Origin of the sequence: Cytobacillus sp. IB215316 (genome assembly GCF_033963865.1) — a bacterium.
In the GTDB taxonomy this organism is placed as follows: domain Bacteria; phylum Bacillota; class Bacilli; order Bacillales; family SM2101; genus Nanhaiella; species Nanhaiella sioensis.
In genome coordinates this window covers 537,492-558,724 of sequence record NZ_JAXBMC010000001.1, presented here as the reverse complement: position 1 = coordinate 558,724, position 21,233 = coordinate 537,492, and the positions used below count along the sequence as shown (strand labels likewise).

Sequence of the window (21,233 nt, the reverse complement as noted above, 5' to 3'; positions counted from 1 at the left end):
TAATCCATCTTTTATTCTAAATATGAAATCTATTATGTATTCAAGATTTAGTTATATGTATATGGCACATTGAGAGGGATTCATTGCCATTGATATCGTATACTTTGTCGCTTTTGAGATTAATATAGAACAGCAATAATAATTTTATTAAATTACCTCATTCTTATATGAGAAAATAATTTTTAGTAAGCGTTTTCATTTATAAGTCTATAAAAAGCCTTTCTAAAGAAAAGCCTTATAGAAATGTTTAAACACAATTCATTAAGGCTTTATTCTCTAGAGGATAAACGGGTTTATATTTCCTCACAAAACTTTTCAAATGATGCTTGGAGCTTATTAATAACTGCCGTTGGTTCATGCCCTTCTATTTCATGACGTTCTACCATCGTGCAAATTTTGCCGTCCTTTAATAAAGCAAAGCTAGGCGAAGATGGTGGGTAGCCTTCAAAATATTCTCTAGCTTGAGCAGTCGCTTCTTTATCCTGTCCAGCAAAAACTGTCACTAAATGATCAGGGCGTTTATCGTAGTGGACTGCATGGGTAGCAGCTGGTCTAGCAATCCCCCCTGCACAGCCACAAACAGAATTAACCATAACTAATGTTGTTCCAGAACGCTGGAAAGCTGCTTCTACATCATCTATCGTAGTCAATTGCTCGTAACCCGCTGCATCCATTTCTTGACGAGCTTGACGAACAACATCATTCATAAACAAGTTAAAATCAATATTCATTTACAATATCACTCCCTTAATTATCAACCTATTACTATGATAGCAAGTAATCAATCTTATTTGCAATGATTTCACTATATAAACGTATAAAACATAACTAGTTTTCATTAAAATACAATGCAAGTAACTGTTGAACAGCTAACGTTACTGGTACATTCCCTGATATTACATTACTCTCTACTTGAGGTAATCTTCCTTTTATTTGTGGATGAGTAAAAAACCTTGTTTCTAACTGATCTTTAATTGTCGCATATATCCATTCTTTCATTTGTGCTTTTCTACGGCTTTCAAAAGTACCAGCTGCCTTTGTCTGATCTACAAATTCATTAATAATTTTCCATACATTATCAATTCCTTTTCCAAAGAGCGCTGAACACGTATACGCTTTCGTTTCCCACCCTTCAGTAGCGGGTCGTAAATAATGTAGAAATCGATTATAATCTCGTTGTGCCATCTCCGCATGACGCTTATTTTCGCCATCTGCTTTATTGATAATTAACGCATCAGCCAGTTCAAGTACACCCTTTTTCATCCCTTGTAACTCATCGCCTGCCCCTGTAAGAACGAGTAATAAAAAGAAATCAACCATCGTTCTAACTACGATTTCACTTTGCCCTACACCAACTGTTTCAACAAGGATAACATCAAAGCCTGCCGCTTCACAGAGCAACATCGTTTCCCTCGTTTTCCGATGTACTCCCCCAAGCGTCCCACCTGAAGGTGATGGCCGTACAAATGCCCGGGGGTGTCGAGATAGGTTCTCCATCCTAGTCTTATCTCCAAGAATACTTCCTCCAGTAATTGAACTACTAGGATCAACAGCTAATACCGCAACATGATACCCTTGGTCACAAAGATATGTACCAAAAGATTCAATGAATGTACTTTTGCCTGCACCAGGGACCCCAGTAATGCCTATTCGAATAGAGGAACCTACATGTGGAAGTAATTCATTTAAAACAGCCTGAGCTTTTTCGACATGTCTCTGTGCGTTGCTCTCGATTAACGTTATCGCTTGAGCCAACATTGTTCGATCTTTGTTTAATACTCCATCAACATAGTCATTTACTTGCTTCTCCGTTTTTCTCATAAACTTCTTGTTTTCAGAATGTTGACTTTTCATCCCATCGTGACTACCAGCTACACCTTTTTTAATATATGATGTAAAGCTGTCATTTTCTTTTGAAGGTACCCAATCAGGTCTTTCATTTATATTCGTCACTAACATCCACTTCCTCATAGCCGAGTCTATGATAAATTTCTTCAATGACCTTCAGGGCAGCTACCGGGATGATCGTACCAGGGCCAAAAATAGCGGAAGCTCCATTTTCTTTAAGATAATCATAGTCTTGAGCTGGAATGACTCCACCAATTACGACAACAATGTCTTCACGACCTAGCTTCTTTAATTCTGAGACTAATTGAGGAAGCAACGTTTTGTGACCAGCAGCGAGAGAACTTATGCCAACTACATGAACATCATTTTCAACTGCTTGTATCGCCGTTTCTTCAGGTGTTTGAAAGAGAGGACCAACGTCTACGTCAAAACCTAAATCGGCAAATGCAGTTGCAATCACCTTAGCTCCTCTATCATGTCCATCCTGCCCCATTTTTGCAACCAAAATACGTGGTCTTCTTCCTTCTAGTTCAAGAAATTCATCTGTAGTACGTTTGATCAGCTCAATTTCCTCCTCACTTGAAAACTCTGAGCTGTACACGCCGCTAATTGAACGGATAATCGCTTTGTGACGTTTAGCTACCTTTTCAATCGCATCAGAGATTTCTCCTAATGTTGCACGAGCCCTTGCAGCTTTTACTGCAAGGTCAAGTAAATTCCCTTCGCCACTTTCTGTCGCTTTTGTTATGTCAAGTAAAGTTTGCTGTACTGTAGATTCATCTCTAGTCGCTCTAAGCTTTTCTAAACGTTCAATTTGCTTTTTACGCACAGCAGTATTATCAATATCCAAAATATCGATCGGTTCTTCTTCAGTTAATTTATATTTATTTACACCAATGATCGCTTCTTTACCAGAATCTATTTTGGCCTGTCTGCGAGCAGCAGCTTCCTCAATACGCATTTTGGGCAATCCAGTTTCTATCGCCTTAGCCATGCCCCCTAAGCTATCAATTTCCTCTATATGTTCCCATGCACGTTTCATCAATTCGTGCGTTAAATATTCAACATAGTATGACCCAGCCCATGGATCAATCACATCACAAATACCTGTTTCATCTTGTAAATATAACTGAGTATTTCTTGCAATTCTCGCCGAAAAATCTGTTGGTAGGGCGATTGCTTCATCAAGTGCATTCGTATGCAGTGATTGAGTATGGCCGAGCGAGGCTGCCAATGCTTCAATACATGTCCTTGTGACATTGTTAAATGGATCTTGTTCAGTTAAACTCCATCCAGATGTTTGTGAATGTGTTCGCAGAGCTAAAGATTTAGGATTTTTAGGATTAAATTGTTTCATTAATTGTGCCCACATCAATCTAGCTGCCCGCATTTTGGCAACTTCCATAAAATAATTCATACCTATCGCCCAAAAAAACGACAACCTCGGAGCGAATGAATCAATATCAATTCCAGCTTTTATCCCTGTTCGGACGTATTCTAGACCATCTGCAAGTGTATATGCTAACTCTAAATCTGCTGGTGCTCCGGCTTCTTGCATATGGTATCCGGATATACTAATGCTATTAAATTTCGGCATAGATGTTGATGTATACTCAAAAATATCTGCAATGATACGCATTGAAGTATCAGGAGGGTAAATATACGTATTACGAACCATATACTCTTTTAGAATATCATTTTGAATAGTCCCAGCTAGCTTTTCTCGGCTTACCCCTTGTTCTTCTGCTGTGACGATGTAAAATGCCATTATTGGTAGTACAGCTCCATTCATCGTCATTGACACGGACATTTTATCAAGTGGGATCCCATCAAATAATACTTTCATATCTACAATAGAATCTATTGCTACACCTGCTTTTCCAACATCACCAATAACACGGGGATGATCTGAATCATAGCCGCGATGTGTGGCTAAATCAAATGCAACAGATAGGCCCTTTTGCCCCATTGCTAAATTTCGACGGTAAAAAGCATTACTTTCTTCAGCTGTAGAAAAACCAGCATACTGTCTAACAGTCCAAGGTCGATTGACATACATTGTCGGATATGGCCCTCGTAAATAAGGTTCTACACCTGGCATATAATGTTGATGATCTATGTCTTTCAAATCATCTTTTGTATACACTTGTTTTAAAGCAATGTGTTCATTCGTTTCAAATAATAAGTCCTCCATCGTCGCATCGATGTGCTGACGAATGGCTTCTCCATTATCAGGCTGTGAGGTATGATTATGTGGGCTAGTATAATTTATTTTTGTAAAATCCGGTCGTTTCATTTTTTACATCTCCTGTTCCTGATGTAATGAAGTTAAAAACTCATAGCAATTTGTTGTAGCATCTATGATGTGGCTTACTCCAGCTTCAGCTAGCTCTTTTGTAAGGCTATCTTCTTGCTTTCCAGCTAGATATAGCTTAATATCCTTTGTTCCATCAAGAAGTTTTCTACAAATAGCAACAGCCATTTTGTTATATGTTTCATTACTACCACAAATTACATATGTTGCTAGGTTCATAGCTTTTGTACCTTCAATAGCGTCTTCTACTGATAAATAACCATGAGATGGTACAATTTCAAAGCCACCTGCTTCAAAAAATCCCGTAATGAAATCTGCACGAGGCTTATGCTCAGGTATCGAACCTAAATTAATTAAGCCAACTTTAGGACGAAAACCATACTTTTCTACATATTGGTCAGATGTTTGTCTTAATTCTTCAAAAGATTGCGTAAGTCTTATTTTTTCTATGCTGTTTACTTTTACAGTAGCTTCTTTATCTTTCATCAAATTAATAAATTGTGATATAGTGAGCCCTTCACGCATATAATGAACAGCTACATCCATGACATTATTAATATCCTTTTCAAGTACTTCTTGTAATCGCGCTAACTTCTCAATTGATAGTTGATTTTTAGTGTCAACATGTTCATCTTTGTTCAAACTACTCATCGTCATAGGTTCTTCATGTAAATCTGCATAAAAATTAGTTCCAACAATTTTGTGTTTTCTATTATGAACATGCTCTTGCCGTTCTGTTGCAACATCATTTATTTCTTGTTGAACAAAGTTCAATTTCAATGCTTGCTCCATACCTCCTAATTGTTCAACCTTTTGGAATAATTCCCATGACTCCTTTGCAACATCATTCGTGAGCTTTTCAATATACCAAGAACCACCAGCTGGATCAATAATCTTTGATATAAAAGCTTCTTCTTGAAGAATAATTTGAGTATTTCTTGCAATTCTCCTTGAAAAGTTAGTTGAGCGATCTATTACTTCATTAAAAGACGAAACATCTAAGCTATCAATTCCGCCCACTCCTGCTGCAAACGCTTCTGTTGTCACTCTTAACATGTTTACGTACGGATCATAGGATGTTTTCGTAAATGCAGATGTACGACCATGAATGTTCATTTTTTGTGATGTTTTATTTCCACCAAAAGATTTAACAATCGATGTCCAAAGAGTTCTAGCAGCTCGTAATTTCGCAATTTCCATAAACATATTTGCTCCGATTGAGAACGAAAATGTTATTTTTTGAGCAACATCATCAATGGCCAAGCCTCTTTTCAGCGCTTCCGCTACATACTCGACAGCAGTTGCTAACGAAAAGGCTAATTCTTGAACAGCGCTTGCCCCTCCATTATGGTATGGATGTCCTTTCACTAGGATGGTATTTATATTTGGGCTGTGTTTCTTTCCCCACAATGTTAATTGTGCCATTACATCATAGAGCTGAGATGTATTCATAGGTAATTCTCCATCTTCCACTAGAGCAGCCAACGGATCCATGCCAATCGTTCCCTTAATCGTTTCCAAAGGAATATTGTTCTTTTCAAAATAAGCTGTCAACATTGATAGCATTGGCAATGAACAATAATGGGTGTCAATCATAAGCGATTTATGTTGTAGAGAAATATTATTTAAAGCTTTCTCAATATCATGAATCGTCTCTACTAAAAGACCCTTACCATTAGAGTTAGGCAAACTAAATCCTCGTTTAGTTTTATCATTTAATAATAGATGAATCATTGTTAAACCACGATCTATATCATCTTTCAACACTTGATTACACTGATGGGGACATGGCTCATCTATTTCTTGACTAACGTCCCAAGCCTGCCCGCTCGTTCTTAAAAGCTTTGTCCCACGAAGATGTGATCCTTGCCCAGGTAAATCATTCAAAAAAGGTAAACCCTCTACATCCTCCTCTGTATACAATGGTTTTAGTTCAATGCCCTCATATGTATTAGTGTAAAGCTGTTCAATTGATTTACCCTTTAGAGATTGTGTCGCTTTGCCTTTCCAGTCATCGAATGACGGAACAGCGAATTGTGAATTCTTAACTTCATTTATGTTCTTCATAACCGTTCCTTCTCTCCTTAAGGTAGTTTATTATTATAAAATTTTTTTAATCCTTGAAGATTCCCTTACAAGAAATATAGATTGTAAGTTCTACGTCCCGTTTTCCCTCACTATGCTGTTCATGTTGCCAGTCATTGCCAGTCATTGCCAATCTACAAATAAGTGATGTCATCTAGTCACGGTAGCATTGGCATTACTCTTCCCACATCACCCAATACCAAGTCATATGGTGCGTAATAACTATTCATTTATTCTTGTTCTCATATTCAACATGAGTTAACAAAGAAACCGCTTTCAACATAATTGTCTAAATATTTTCAAAAGTACTGCTAACATTAGTATATTAAAAAAATGACTTTAATTCCATATACGTTTAGTACATTTTGACTTTATAAAAGAGAATTGAAAAAGCAATACTTCAAAAAACACTGCTACAAATTTGCAGCAGTGTTTTTCGTTACTAATATATAGATGTATTATCTTTTGATGTCTTTTCTAGAATATCCTTCACACGTGCAAGGAAGCGTCCACATACAAGTCCATCAAGAACACGATGGTCTAAAGACATACATAGATTCACCATATCCCGAACAGCTATCATCCCATTATTCATAACAACTGGTCGTTTCACAATTGATTCGACCTGGACGATTCCTGCTTGTGGATAATTAATAATTCCCATTGATTGTACTGACCCGAATGACCCTGTATTATTTACAGTAAAAGTTCCACCTTGCATCTCATCAGCCGATAGCTTACCTGAGCGAACCTTTGTAGCCAGTTCCGTTATTTCACGTGCAATTCCTTTGATCGTTTTCTCATCAGCGTGCTTAATTACAGGTACAAACAATGCATCATCTGTAGCTACGGCGATTGATATATTTATATCTTTCTTTTGAATAATTTTGTCACCTGCCCACATTGAATTAATTTGTGGGAACTCTTTCAAAGCTTGAGCAACAGCTTTGACAAAGAATGCAAAGAAAGTTAGACTAAATCCTTCTTTTTGTTTAAAATCGTTCTTAATTTCATTTCGATACTCAACTAAATTTGTTACATCAACTTCAACCATCATCCACGCATGTGGGGCTTCATGCTTACTACGTAACATATTTGTTGCAATCGCTTTTCGAACGCCTGATACAGGGATTTCAATATCTCCAGTTTGGACAGGAATGTTAGGAGCTGGGCTTGTTACATTGTGTTGCACTACTTCTGTAACAGTATTTTGCACCTTTGATTCTTCAACTGTTTCAACAATAACCGTTTCCTTCTTTTTATTTGCACCTGCCACTGGAATATCACCAGAGCTTATTAACTTCTTCAAGTCTTTTCTCGTTATACGGCCATCTTTGCCTGTACCTGAAACAAGTTCAAGGTCTATATTATGTTCTTGAGCTAATCTTAAAACAGCCGGTGAATAGCGTACTTTATTTTCACGTACCTCTTCCACTTTAGGTTGTTCATTAGTCGTAGGTGTATCCTGTTCCTTTGCCTCTTGAGTAGGTTGTTCACCTTCTACCTCTATTGTACATATGAGACCATCAACAGGAATCGTTTCACCTTCTTCAGCAACTAATTCTTTTATCACACCAGTAAATGATGATGGTACTTCAGCGTTTACTTTATCTGTATTTACCTCAGCAAGTGGATCATATTTATTTACTTTATCACCAACAGAAACGAGCCAGGTACTGATCGTACCCTCTGTTACACTTTCACCAAGCTGCGGCATTGTAATTTTTTCAAGTGCCAATGGATAAACCCTCCTTCATCAATACTAAAATTCTGCAAGCTCTCTCATGGCCTTCTCCACTTTGTCAGGATTCACCATAAAGAATTTTTCCATAGTTGGTGCATATGGCATAGCAGGTATATCGGGGCCAGCTAGACGTTTTATTGGAGCGTCTAAATCAAATAAGCAATGTTCAGATATAATAGCTGAAACTTCACTTATAATACTTCCTTCTTTATTATCTTCTGTTACAAGTAGTACTTTTCCAGTTTTTGTAGCTGCTTCTATAATTGCCTCTTTATCTAATGGATACACTGTACGAAGATCAAGAACATGTGCAGAGATTCCATCTTGAGCAAGTTTTTCAGCCGCTTGGAGTGCAAAATGAACACATAAACCGTATGTAATAACAGTAATATCTTCACCTTCACGCTTAACGTCAGCTTTGCCAATTGGCAACACATAGTCATCTTCTGGTACTTCACCTTTAATTAAACGATACGCGCGCTTATGCTCGAAAAACAAGACCGGATCATTATCACGAATAGCTGCCTTTAATAACCCCTTCACATCATATGGTGTTGAAGGCATGACAATTTTTAAACCAGGCTGATTTGCAAAAACAGCTTCAACAGACTGGGAATGATATAACGCACCGTGTACTCCTCCTCCGTATGGAGCACGAATCGTTAGTGGACACGACCAGTCATTGTTGGAACGATATCTAATCCTAGCTGCTTCTGATATAATTTGGTTTACAGCTGGCATGATAAAATCAGCAAACTGCATTTCTGCGATCGGTCTCATACCATACATGGCAGCACCAATACCTACCCCAGCAATCGCTGATTCAGCAAGAGGTGTATCTATGACTCGCTCTTCCCCAAATTGTTCATGTAAGCCAACCGTAGCTTTAAATACGCCACCTTTTTTTCCTACATCTTCTCCAAGTACAAATACTTTTGAATCGTTTTCCATCTCTTCACGTATTGCCATTGTAACAGCGTCAATATATGAAATTACAGGCATTTAATTTCCCCCCTCTTTCACTCTGCATAAACATACTTCATTGCTTCTTCTGCTTCAGCATAAGTAGCATTTTCCGCATATTCTGTTGCTTCATTAACCTGACTCATCACTCGATTATCAATTTCTTTTTCTAATTCTTCACTTAATAAGCCAATATTTCTTAAATATGAAGCAAAAGTGATGATAGGATCATTTTTCTTCGCTTCAGTTACCTCATTACTTTCTCGATAACTGCGGTCATCATCGTCACTAGAATGTGGTGTTAAGCGATAAGAAATTGTTTCAACTAATGTAGGACCTTCACCGTTACGTGCTCGCTCAGCAGCCTCTTTTACAGCCTTGTACACTTCTAACGGATCATTACCATTTACTGTATAACCAGGCATTCCATATCCAATGGCTCTGTCAGAAACTTTCTCACATGCTAATTGTTTCTCAATTGGAACTGAAATAGCATATTTATTGTTTTCACACATAAAAATAACAGGGAGCTTGTGAACACCCGCAAAATTCGCACCTTCATGGAAATCTCCTTGATTTGAAGATCCTTCACCAAAAGTAACAAATGTCACAAGGTCTTTTCCTTCCATTTTGCCAGCTAGAGCTACTCCAACAGCATGTGGAACTTGAGTTGTAACTGGTGATGACCCTGTTACGATATTGTTGCTCTTCTGACCGAAATGTCCTGGCATTTGACGTCCACCTGAATTTGGGTCTTCTGCTTTTGCAAATCCTGATAACATTAAATCTTTTGCAGTCATACCAAACGTTAATACGACTCCCATATCTCGATAATACGGTAGGACATAATCTTTATTACGATCTAACGCAAAGGCGGCACCTACCTGTGCTGCTTCTTGCCCTTGACAAGATATTACGAACGGTATTTTACCAGCTCTATTTAATAACCACATACGTTCATCAATTTTTCGTGCAAGTAACATCGTTTCATACATTTCAAGTACTCTTTCATCATTTAAACCGAGCTCTTGATGACGATTTTCAGTCATACATATATACCTCCTTTTATTATTTAGGCTGTTTTCGCATTGATTGTTGCTTTTCGTTCTTAAATGCAAGCAATTTATTCTTGGCATCTTTTCTACTTATAAAATTATTGAGTTCTCATAAAATTCATCGTACTGTCCATACTTTAGTACCAATAGCAACAATGTTTACGGTAAGAGCCATTATTTATATTATCTATTAGCCATGAATTGGTTTACCATCTACAGCTAGCGCAGCTTCACCAATAGCTTCTGACAAAGTAGGATGCGGGTGAATAGTATGTGCTACCTCCCATGGAGTAGCATCTAATACACGTGCTAACCCAGCTTCTGATATCATATCAGTCACGTGTGGGCCAATCATATGTACGCCTAATATATCATCTGTTTCTGTGTCAGCAACAATTTTAACGAAACCATCTGATTCACCAAAAACAAGCGCTTTTCCTATCGCCTTGAATGAGAATTTACCTGTTTTTACAGTAAACCCTTGCTCTTTTGCCTCATGTTCAGTATAACCAACACTTGCAACCTCTGGATTACTGTATACACATTTTGATATTAGTGAATAATCAATTGGAGAAGGATTTTCTCCCTTAATATGCTCTACAGCAACAATTCCTTCGTGTGACGCAACATGTGCAAGTTGAAGGCCTCCTATGCAATCTCCAATCGCATATATATGAGATTCTTTTGTCTGATAAAATTCATTTGTTTGTACGAACCCTTTATCAATTACAATATCAGTATTTTCAATACCAATTCCTTCAACGTTTGCTTGACGACCTACAGACACGAGTATTTTTTCTGCTTGGAAAGTTTTTTCTTCCCCTTTATGTTCTGCCTTAATCGTCACTTCTTGACTTTTTGATAACGTTTCGGGAAGTACTTTTGCGCCAGTAACAATGTTAATTCCTTTTTTCTTCATGAGGCGTCGCATCTCTTTGGAGATTTCAATATCCTCAGTTGGTAGAATGTGATCTGCATATTCAAGAACAGTAATTTCGACACCGAAATCTGCTAACATAGAAGCCCACTCTATTCCAATAACTCCTCCACCGACAATGATCATTGATGATGGTAGTTCCTTCATTTCAAGAGCTTCATCAGAAGTCATCACAAATTCGCCGTCAATTTCTAACCCAGGTAATGACCTTGGACGTGACCCTGTTGCGATAATGACATTTTTCGGAATGAGCATTTCATTTTCGTCACCGTTATTCATTTCAACTGAAATTGTTCCAGGCATCGGAGAAAAAATTGATGGACCTAAAATCCTTCCAACTCCCTCATAAACATCAATCTTACCTTTTTTCATTAAATATTGAACACTCTTATACAATTGGGAAATGATCTGATCTTTTCTACCTTGAACCTTTGAAAAATCTAAGGAAACATCTGTTGTTAGAACTCCAAATTCTTCACTTTTTTTCGTTGTTGAATAGACTTCAGCGCTTCTAAGCAGTGCTTTACTAGGGATACACCCTGAGTGCAAGCATGTACCACCTAATTTACCCTTTTCAACCACAGCTGTTTTCAAACCTAATTGTGATGCACGGATCGCTGTTACATAACCACCTGTACCACCGCCGAGTATCACGAGATCATATTCTTTTGACATTGTTACTATCCCCTTCCTCATTACACGATCTTATATGTTAGTTAGCAGGATATATTTTTTCATCTTCATCATTACGCAAAACACGTAACGCACCTTCAGTTAACGCTTGTAATTCATTTTCCCCAGGAAGAACGATTACATCAGCAATCCAGTTAACTCGTGTAGATATGTGCTTAACAAACTCTTTGCCGTAAGCTAATCCCCCAGTTAAAATAATTGCATCGATTTTACCTGACAGGACTGCACTTGCAGCACCAATTTCCTTCGCAATTTGATAAGCCATCGCTTCATACACAAGTTGGGCATTTTCATCTCCCTTGGTTATCATTTTTTCAACCGCTACTGCATCATTTGTTCCTAGATAACCTACTAGACCTCCGTTACCTACTAGCTTTTTCATCACTTCATCACGGTAATAATCACCAGAATAGCAAAGCGTAACTAAGTCACCAGCAGGTACAGTCCCAGCGCGTTCTGGGCTAAATGGTCCGTCTCCATGTAACCCATTGTTTACATCTACAACACGACCTTGTTTGTGGGCACCAACCGTTATACCACCACCCATATGGGTGACAATTAAATTACATTCCTCATATCTCTTACCTAAATCTTTTGCAACTCTTCTTGCAACGGCCTTTTGGTTCAGCGCATGAAAGATACTTTTTCGTTCTATAAGTGGGAATCCAGAAATCTTTGCAATTGAATCCATTTCATCAACTACAACTGGGTCAACGATAAAGGCAGGTATATTTAATCCTCCAGCAATTTCATGTGCTATGATGCCACCAAGGTTTGAAGCATGTTGGCCAGCGTAACCAATACGTAAGTCAGCAAGCATTGCTTCATTTACGCGATAGGTACCACCTTCAATAGGACGTAATAACCCACCACGTCCACAAACAGCATCTAATTTAGAAATATTAATGCCCTCATGATGCAATGTTTCTAGGATTGTGTTTTTTCGAAATTCGTATTGGTCAATAATTGCTTCATACGAGTTAATGATCTTACTATCATGCCGAATCGTTTTCTCAAATATCGAGAGTTCATTATCAAAGACTCCTATTTTCGTCGATGTTGACCCTGGGTTGATAACAAGAATACGATATTCTCTCTCTTGCAAAATCAATACCTCCATTTTGTGATGTCATTGGGGCTTCGTGATAACTCCACAGCATATGTATGGAGTACTCAGGTGGCGTCATTTTGCCACCTAATTTTCCAATTAATCTTTAGCAATGATTACTCTATTGACAATTGCTAAAATTTATCCACGTTTACCCTCATCACAAGCTTCCTATTTTAGCGATTTCGTCTACTTAGAATGTGATGTTCATTTCGTAAGAACTGGCTACGTGAATTTCTCATACGTTCAATGCGCTCTTCAGCTAAACGATCAGCAGCTACATAAGTTGGAATACGATCACGATTTGCTATTTCAATGACTTTTTCTATATTATTATAAATCGTTTCTACTTTTTTCATAGCGCGGTCACGGTTATAACCATTTAATTCATCTGCCACGTTCATTACTCCGCCAGCATTAATCACGTAATCAGGTGCATATACAATTCCTAAGTCATGAATAGTATCTCCATGACGTGGCTCTCTTAATTGATTATTCGCTGCTCCTGCAATTACTTTTGCTTTCAGCTTAGGAATAGTATCATCGTTAATAGTTGCACCAAGAGCACACGGTGCATAAATATCGCAGTCTACACTGTAGATATCATCAGGGTCTACAGCCTGTGCACCAAATTGTTCAACTGCTGCTTGTACTGCCTCTTTGTTAATGTCAGTAACGATTAATTGTGCTCCTTCTTCATGAAGGTGTTTACACAAGTTAAAAGCTACATTACCGACACCTTGAACAGCGATGACTTTTCCTTCTAACGAATCTGTTCCAAATGCTTCCTTTGCAGCTGCTTTCATTCCGCGATACACGCCGTAAGCAGTCACAGGTGAAGGATTACCTGATGAACCAAATGCTGGTGAAATACCTGTTACAAAATCTGTTTCTTCATGTATCAAATCCATGTCAGCTACTGTAGTACCGACATCCTCTGCAGTAATATAGCGACCATTTAGTCCTTGAATATAGCGGCCAAATGCTCTAAACATTTCTTCATTTTTGTCAGTGCGTGGATCACCAATAATAACTGTCTTACCACCACCTAAGTTTAAGCCTGCTGCAGCGTTTTTATATGTCATTCCTTTGGCTAAACGTAATGCGTCTTCAATTGCTAATTCCTCAGAGGCATATGTCCACATTCGAGTCCCACCAAGAGCAGGCCCTAAAGTTGTATCATGAATTGCAATTATAGCCTTTAATCCTGATTGTTTATCTTGACAAAACACTAATTGCTCATAATCATACTCTTCCATATAAGAAAAAATCTGCATATTAAAATCCTCCTAAAATTCTAAATTATTTAATGAACAGAACGAATAGCCAAAGCTAGTGAGTAAAGCTTGCTCTCTGATGAATCTGCTCTTGAAGTTAAAACAATTGGAGCTTTGGCACCAGATATAACAGCCCCCACTTTTGCTTTAGCAAAGTAAATAAGAGCTTTATAAAGGGCATTTCCCGTTTCAATATTAGGAACAAGTAATATATCTGACATTCCAGCTACTTCACTTACAATACCTTTTTGTTTAGTAGCATGAACTGAAATAGCATTATCAAGTGCCAATGGACCATCAACAATACAATCTTTAATTTGACCTCTTTTATTCATCTGTGTTAAGGCTGCTGCGTCAAGTGTAGCTTGCATCACTGGATTAACTACCTCTACAGCACATATTGGAGCTACCTTGGGCTGATTAATGCCAATCGATCGGGCAAGCTGAACTGCATTTCCTATTATTTGTGCCTTTTGGTCAAGGTTTGGTGCAATATTCATAGCTGCATCAGTTATGAATATAAGTCGATCAAAACCCTCAACCTCAAACACTGCATTATGAGATAATACCTTACCTGTTCTAAGCCCCCACTCTTTGTGAAGCACAGCAGATAAAATTAACGAAGTTGAAAGATTTCCTTTCATTAATACATCCGCTTCACCTGAAGAAACGGATTTAACGGCTAGCTCAGCTGCGTGCTCATGTGAATCTGCAGCAATAAGCAAAATTGCTTCACTGTTGACATCGTCAGGAGCTAACTCCTGAAGCAATTGTTTCATCTTCACTTCATCACCAAATAGTCGAAAATTAGCTAAGTTTTTTCGAAGTGCTCCCACTACTGCTTCAATGATTTCTTTGTCCTCAGCAACTGCAACTGCTACAGTTTTTTTGGGAGACGTTGTTGCTTGCTCAATTAATAGGTCCAATTTCATGTAATCTACTTCAACCCTTTCATAAGAAATACTTGAGCTAATCCTACTTTCTGAGTATATTGTTCTCAGATGTTTATATTTGCAAGAAGCATGCCATAAAAAGAATGATAAGTAATTGTGTAATTAAGTTATGTTTCACAACATGCACTGCGCAAAAAAATTCAAAACTTGAAATTTATTGCATGCTTTTTATTGCAATATTATATTTTTCAATTTTATAATATAAATTCCGTAATGAAACACCCAGAGATTTTGCTGTGGCAGTTTTATTCCCGTTGTTGTTCGTTAAAACTTGTTCAATAATAGCCCCTTCATAATTCTCTAACATTTCTGATAACGTTTGATCATTTTGCGTAGGTATAGTGATAAGAGATGCGTCAGCTTTGTTGGCTATTTCAGCTTCAAGAGTAGGAACATGTTTAAGTCCTATATGAACTTCATTAAATTTCATAAAGATCATTGCTCGTCCAATAATATTCTCTAATTCTCTAACATTTCCCGGCCAATTGTATGTATGAAAGTAATCAAGCACTTCCAAGTCTAAACCTTCTACATTTCTTCCATATTCTTGGTTTATTTTACGAAGAAGGTGTTCGCATAATGCTGGTAAGTCTTGTTTCCTATTTCGTAAAGGAGGAATTTGTATAGGTAACTTATTCAAGCGATAAAATAAATCTTCCCGAAAAGACCCATCAGCTATAGCCATTTCAAGATTCACATTTGTTGCAGCTATTATTCTTACGTTAATTGGAATGGGCTGCGTTCCTCCAACTTTAATAATTTCATTTTCCTGTAGCACCCTTAATAACTTTGCTTGTGTATTAGGCGATAGCTCACCTATCTCATCTAAGAAAATACTACCATTATTCGCTTCTTCAAACAGACCTCTTTTCCCACCACGTTTCGCTCCTGAAAAAGCTCCTTCTACATAACCAAACAATTCACTCTCTAGGAGTGTTTCAGATAAAGCCGCACAATTGACACGTATAAATTTATTAAACTTTCGATTACTTGCGTTATGAATCGCATGTGCAAATAGTTCTTTACCAGTTCCTGACTCACCCCGTAATAGTACTGTAGCAGGTGTGATTGCTCCAAGTTTCGCTTGTTGGATAGCAAATTCCATCTCTTCTGATTGACCAATGATATCATCAAATGAATACTTTGCTTCTAACGTACGAATAATTTGCCTTGCTCTATTTAATTCAGTAGTTAATTGCTGAATTTCAGAAACATCATGGATGACACCAACGCTCCCTTTTAATTTCCCATCCACAATAATAGGTGCAACATTTACTAAGACATCTCTCTTATTAGGGCCAACCTTCATCCTAACCCCTCTAACAGGTCTTCTCGTATTCAGCACTTTCATGTGAACACTTTCACCTTCTGAAATATCTGCAGTAGCAGGTTTTCCGATCACCTCATCTTCTGTTAACCCCGTAATCTTTGTATAAGCACGGTTAATTAGTAAGCCAATACCGTTCTCATTCACTACTGAGATTGCTTCTTCAGATGATTGAATAATTGCTCCTAGCATTGTTTGAATCTCTTTCAGGTTAGTTATTTCTTCGGCTAGTTTTACTGCATCAGTTATATCCTTAAATACAGCAACCGCCCCATATAGGACACCTGCTTCATTAATAATAGGTATTCTTGTCGTAATAATTTTCTTACCATTACTTAATATAAGCTCCTGATTAATTTCAGTTTGCCTCGTTTTCATCACTCTAGTCAGTTGACTTGCAGGTATGATTTCCTCAATCGGCTTCCCTATCACATCTTCTTTACTCAAGCCAACAATTCGTTCAGCACTTCTGTTAAACAAAACAATATTTGTGTCGAAATTGATCACTATCATACCGTCATGAGTGGAATTTAAAATTAAATCATGCTTATCTGATTCGTTTTTTAATTTAGTAATTAACCCTTCTTTTTGCTCCATTAACTGGGCAGTTATATAAGCAACAGCTCCAGGGATTAACACTGTTTTTTTAGTTCTTACTTCACGAATTTCTTCAAAAACCTTTTCACTACCTGTTGCTTCTATAACAACATCAATCTCACTTGTTAAAAACTCTCGCCAATTACTCCCAGTACGAATACTCAAATCTCTTGCCATCTTCAATCCAATCGCGGTAGGCTTAATATCGACAACCGCTACAACTTCCATTATCTCTGTTTCTTGTAATATTTTTAGAATTGCCGAGCCACCCTTTCCAGCCCCAACAATCAACGCTTTTTTCATGAACAACACACCTCTACGGCCTCTTTGAAATAAATTACATACTTCTCAAAAAAATATATGCAATATCTTTCACTAACATATCATACCGTTTTTTTAACTGCTTGACAAATAAATTAGAAGAGTTATTCTTTTTTTAGAGCACTATTTTGCATTACTTGTAGTTGCCATACTAAGAACTAAATTCATATTTGATTAGCGTTCACGAGACCATTTCTAGTCGTACAAATTTAGTAAATAGCAACAAAACTTGTAATAGAGAAACTCCATTGAAAGGATTAATACGATGAAACGAATCATTGCATTATTAGTATTATTAATACCAGGAATTTTATCGGCCCTTGGAATTAAATTAATGAGGGATATGCTCTTCAATATATTACAAAAACCTTTTCCTTTTTTATGGCTTCAATTTCTCGTAGGGTTCATCATGTTTATAGCTGGTTTAGTATTTGTTGCCGGCTTTATACTGCACCGAGACCGTAAACGAAATAAAGTACAGCCACGCTTACAGCAAAATAGTAAGATAAAATAACTGAGGACAGCTAGACATGTTGATTTGGTCAAATTCTCATTAACAATGAATATCTGGAGGTGCATGTTAAATGAATCCACATCAAATATCTCTTGAAACTGCTCAAAAGCTTGCAAGCACGCTAAATATTCCAATAGAACAAATTATGCATATGCCAAAGCATATTCTTGTTCAAAAAATGGCTGAAGCAGAGAAAAAAAAAGACGACAAGGAGTAAGCTATACTCCTTGTCGTCTTTTTCTCACAATTGCTTAGTTTATTATTTTTTATGTCGTATCAATCAATATGTAGTTGTTTATCCACTACATAGAAAACTCCTTTACTTGGACTTTTCAATTTCTTTGTTTGTTTCTTAATTTGGATAAACGTTTCCGGATAAACCTTTTGAAAGATCGATACTTGCCCATCACCTTTTAAATTTAACAATTCGGTTAACCCTTTTCGAGATTGTTCAAAGTTTGAAACTTCTGTAACTTGTTCATCAAATTTATGTCTCAAGCGCTCATATTCTTGGTCATTCTCTACTAAATCACTATGATTATAGTTGTCAAGAAGCATTTTTGTTGATTCTGTTTTTTGAACTGCTTTTTTATAATTTTTAAGAAGTTCTTCCAACTCTTTTTTAATCTCATCACGATCAAAACCTTCTACAATAACAACTGTTGGTTTTTCCATTTCATTTCCTATAAAACCCGCTGTAACACTTGCTCTCGCTTCTACTTCCCCTCCAATAATTTTCCCCTTATATTCATGGGCATATAAATTAGTTGCCTTTATAGTACACCCAATTGCATAATAACCGACATTAATATTTCGTTTTGAAGTTAGCGTACACTCATTTGCATATTTAACAAAAATATCTTGTCCTGAAACAATGTTCGTAACACCTTTTCCAAACACACCACCTTTAATAAATACATCACCTGTTTTAGATTGAATTAATTTAACCCTACTTATGCCGATTTCACTCATAATAGAAATATCCTTCGTTGCAATTACCGAATATCCATCTTGTACAATACCTTTTATCGTAACACTTCCATCAAAATTTATATTTCCGGTCTCGACACCAACATCACCATTAATGACTAAATGGTCGCCTATAGATAACTTCCCGTTTTCTATTTGTACCACACCATCAATAACAGCTCTTAATACAACTTTCCCGTTTTCTAACTCTTCCTTTTTAACCGTTTTTTTATCATAATATAAAACTTTATCTTTTCCTTTTTTCGGGAATAACAGACTTCCTAAAACTGTTCGTCCAGCTTTCCCCGTTGTTGGTGGAATTTTTTCTCCAAGCCACTCTCCTGCTTCTACTACATCGATAAAATTCATATCAAAATAATCAGCTTTCCCATCTTCTCTAATTGTTGGCTTTCTTTCAGACATCTTATAATATGAAACAATAGAATCTTCCCCATTAACTGGTTCAACACCTCTTGCAACAACAATATCTTTTTTTGCTTCTAATTGTTGGTGTAGAACATCTAGGGAAATACCATCTGTTACCCCTTTAGAATGTAGAAGTTCTATTGCTTTAGGAATATATAATAATTTATTCTCATTTAATTCTTCATTTGAACAATGAAAGTGAATTTTTGCAACCATTTTGTCCTGTGAAATCTTGCAAGTAACCAGTGGTTTTAACTCACCAATCTGCACAGTTTCACATGTAGCTTCTTTAATCGCTTGTTTCAGCAGTAAAAATTTCGAAATGTTGATTCGTGGATACTTAGTTAATAGACTATTAAACTCAGTCATTGTATAACCAGCCTTAAACACATTAATAAAAACTTTTGAATCATCATCAACTGTTATTATAAAAAAGTTATTTTTTAAGAGTTCCATTTCTAGGATACACCTTTCATTAGATAATTTAGTAATAAATCAAGTTATTAGTAACACCCGTTCTTAATTTTATGTATATGGAAAAATAAAACTTTACCAATAAACCCTTATAATTGAATCTTAATACTTGAATAGTTACTTATCAATAATCCATTTATACTATTATTTAGAAATAGAAATTTTTTTATTTCCAAGCAATATTTGTTATTTAGACAAAGGTTAATGAACAGATAAAATTTTCAGGTATTATTTACTGTTAAATAATTATAAATATTAAAACTATGGTAGATTAGAACGAGGCTATTTTTTCAGATATGATACAAATTTATATAGTTGGAACTACTACTTAAGTATATATAATTCGAAGTTTAAAAGGAGAAAATAAAACAAAAAAATGTCTATTTCGATTTATCAACATTGAATGACATCAGAAACCATGCAAAAATTACTCCAATAGGCTGATTTATTGAAAAAGATACTTCATGCAGATTTCGTTAACCTTCAAATTTCTATCAACTAAACGAAACAACAGAATGTTGCACTGTACTAGAACTAAAGAATACGCTTAATCTTTTTAATTGTAAATATTCATGGTATTTATACAACAAAAAAGCCCTCTTAAAAAAGAGAACTTAAATACATTTATATTGGCATTAGTACTTTTCTTGTTAATTACAAGTTATTTATAGGATTTTTTCACTTATAATTTGTTTAATTACCCTTACCCTTTCAAGAAGCTTTATGCTCTAAACGCAGCTTATCAGCAACCATAGCAATGAATTCCGAATTGGTAGGCTTAGCTTTTGACATACTGACTGTATAACCGAACAATGACGAGATTGATTCAATATTGCCTCGACTCCATGCAACTTCTATTGCATGACGAATTGCTCGTTCTACTCTACTTGCTGTAGTGTTATATTTTTTTGCAATATCAGGGTAAAGTACTTTAGTAATTGACCCTAATAGTTCAATATCGTTATACACCATTGATATCGCTTCACGAAGGTATAAATATCCTTTAATATGTGCAGGAACACCAATTTCATGGATAATGCTTGTAATACTTGCATCAAGATTTTTATGCTTAGACTCATTTTGTGTGCGATACAATGTTGTTGTTTGTTTAACATGTGTAAGACCTTTACCACTAACTTGGCGAATATGACTAATTAAATTTTCCATATCAAAAGGTTTTAAAATAAAATATGAGGCCCCTAATTCCACAGCTTTTTTAGTAACGTCCTCTTGACCAAAAGCTGTTAGCATAATGACATTTGGTTGATTCTCTCTTTGTTCACGGATTTTTTCAAGGACAGCTAAACCATCTAAATGAGGCATAATAATGTCCAAAACCAATACATCAGGGGTATTATTTTTTAAAATATCCAAGCAGTCATGCCCGTTATAAGCTACCCCTACAACTTCCATATCATCTTGATTAGCAATATATTGTTCAATTAGGCTTACTAACTCTCTGTTGTCATCAATAATACAAACTTTAATTTTTTTCACACACTTTCCTCCTCGAACTCCAAATAAAATCAGGATTCATTATTTTCTGACTTCAGTGTAATGGAACATTTCGACGACATAACATGAAATCCCTTTAATTTTTTAAAAATAATATAAAATCTCTAAAATCT

The 21,233-nt window shown here is 36.4% G+C and carries 15 protein-coding genes and 2 pseudogenes; 2 read left to right on the top strand and 15 right to left on the bottom strand.

The features are described 5' to 3' along the window. Positions 1–293 precede the first annotated feature (293 nt). From SLH48_RS02555 to SLH48_RS02500, 13 genes and pseudogenes are all read right to left on the bottom strand, one after another. Positions 294–731, bottom strand: coding sequence for a BrxA/BrxB family bacilliredoxin (locus SLH48_RS02555; protein ID WP_320256890.1), 438 nt, complete (start codon positions 729–731; stop codon positions 294–296). A 97-nt stretch (positions 732–828) separates the two neighbouring features. Beyond that, on the bottom strand, positions 829–1,953 hold the full coding sequence (gene meaB / locus SLH48_RS02550; protein ID WP_413785378.1) for a methylmalonyl Co-A mutase-associated GTPase MeaB: 1,125 nt from the start codon (positions 1,951–1,953) through the stop codon (positions 829–831). Next, positions 1,937–4,144 carry a methylmalonyl-CoA mutase gene (gene scpA / locus SLH48_RS02545; protein ID WP_320256889.1) on the bottom strand — a complete coding sequence of 736 codons (2,208 nt, stop codon included), beginning with the start codon at positions 4,142–4,144 and terminating at the stop codon, positions 1,937–1,939. Before scpA ends, meaB begins: the two co-directional genes overlap by 17 nt. A gap of 3 nt (positions 4,145–4,147) precedes the next feature. Then, positions 4,148–6,229, bottom strand: a complete 2,082-nt coding sequence (locus SLH48_RS02540) for a methylmalonyl-CoA mutase family protein (RefSeq protein WP_320256888.1) — start codon at positions 6,227–6,229, stop codon at positions 4,148–4,150. 460 nt (positions 6,230–6,689) lie between these two features. Next, positions 6,690–7,658 (bottom strand): annotated as a pseudogene (locus tag SLH48_RS02535) (dihydrolipoamide acetyltransferase family protein); the annotation flags it as partial. A 156-nt stretch (positions 7,659–7,814) separates the two neighbouring features. Next, positions 7,815–7,964: pseudogene (locus SLH48_RS22430) on the bottom strand (biotin/lipoyl-containing protein); the annotation flags it as partial. Positions 7,965–8,009: 45 nt separating this feature from the next. Next, on the bottom strand, positions 8,010–8,993 hold the full coding sequence (locus SLH48_RS02530) for an alpha-ketoacid dehydrogenase subunit beta (protein WP_320256886.1): 984 nt from the start codon (positions 8,991–8,993) through the stop codon (positions 8,010–8,012). A gap of 17 nt (positions 8,994–9,010) precedes the next feature. After that, on the bottom strand, positions 9,011–10,003 hold the full coding sequence (locus tag SLH48_RS02525; RefSeq protein WP_214480195.1) for a thiamine pyrophosphate-dependent dehydrogenase E1 component subunit alpha: 993 nt from the start codon (positions 10,001–10,003) through the stop codon (positions 9,011–9,013). 196 nt (positions 10,004–10,199) lie between these two features. Beyond that, positions 10,200–11,621, bottom strand: a complete 1,422-nt coding sequence (lpdA, locus tag SLH48_RS02520; protein ID WP_214480196.1) for a dihydrolipoyl dehydrogenase — start codon at positions 11,619–11,621, stop codon at positions 10,200–10,202. Positions 11,622–11,658: 37 nt separating this feature from the next. Continuing rightward, on the bottom strand, positions 11,659–12,744 hold the full coding sequence (buk, locus tag SLH48_RS02515; protein ID WP_214480197.1) for a butyrate kinase: 1,086 nt from the start codon (positions 12,742–12,744) through the stop codon (positions 11,659–11,661). 179 nt (positions 12,745–12,923) lie between these two features. Next, a complete protein-coding gene (bcd, locus tag SLH48_RS02510) occupies positions 12,924–14,024 on the bottom strand; it encodes a branched-chain amino acid dehydrogenase (RefSeq protein WP_320207971.1) in 1,101 nt (366 codons plus the stop codon). A 29-nt stretch (positions 14,025–14,053) separates the two neighbouring features. Continuing rightward, a complete protein-coding gene (gene yqiS, locus SLH48_RS02505; RefSeq protein ID WP_320256885.1) occupies positions 14,054–14,956 on the bottom strand; it encodes a phosphate butyryltransferase in 903 nt (300 codons plus the stop codon). Positions 14,957–15,131: 175 nt separating this feature from the next. Then, positions 15,132–17,204: a sigma 54-interacting transcriptional regulator gene (locus tag SLH48_RS02500; RefSeq protein ID WP_320256884.1), complete on the bottom strand. Its 2,073-nt coding sequence runs from the start codon at positions 17,202–17,204 to the stop codon at positions 15,132–15,134. Positions 17,205–17,487: 283 nt separating this feature from the next. Between SLH48_RS02500 and SLH48_RS02495 the strand changes: the two genes are divergently transcribed. Together SLH48_RS02495 and SLH48_RS02490 are read left to right on the top strand one after the other, a co-directional pair. After that, complete coding sequence (locus SLH48_RS02495; RefSeq protein WP_214480201.1) at positions 17,488–17,736, top strand: DUF2627 domain-containing protein; 249 nt, start codon at positions 17,488–17,490, stop codon at positions 17,734–17,736. 70 nt (positions 17,737–17,806) lie between these two features. Continuing rightward, entirely contained in the window at positions 17,807–17,953 is a 147-nt protein-coding gene (locus tag SLH48_RS02490; protein WP_214480202.1) for a YycC family protein, read from the top strand. A gap of 59 nt (positions 17,954–18,012) precedes the next feature. Here SLH48_RS02490 and SLH48_RS02485 read toward each other — a convergent pair whose 3' ends face one another. Together SLH48_RS02485 and spo0A are read right to left on the bottom strand one after the other, a co-directional pair. After that, complete coding sequence (locus SLH48_RS02485; protein ID WP_320256883.1) at positions 18,013–19,587, bottom strand: FapA family protein; 1,575 nt, start codon at positions 19,585–19,587, stop codon at positions 18,013–18,015. A gap of 729 nt (positions 19,588–20,316) precedes the next feature. Continuing rightward, positions 20,317–21,138, bottom strand: coding sequence for a sporulation transcription factor Spo0A (gene spo0A, locus SLH48_RS02480; RefSeq protein ID WP_320257150.1), 822 nt, complete (start codon positions 21,136–21,138; stop codon positions 20,317–20,319). Positions 21,139–21,233 lie beyond the last annotated feature (95 nt).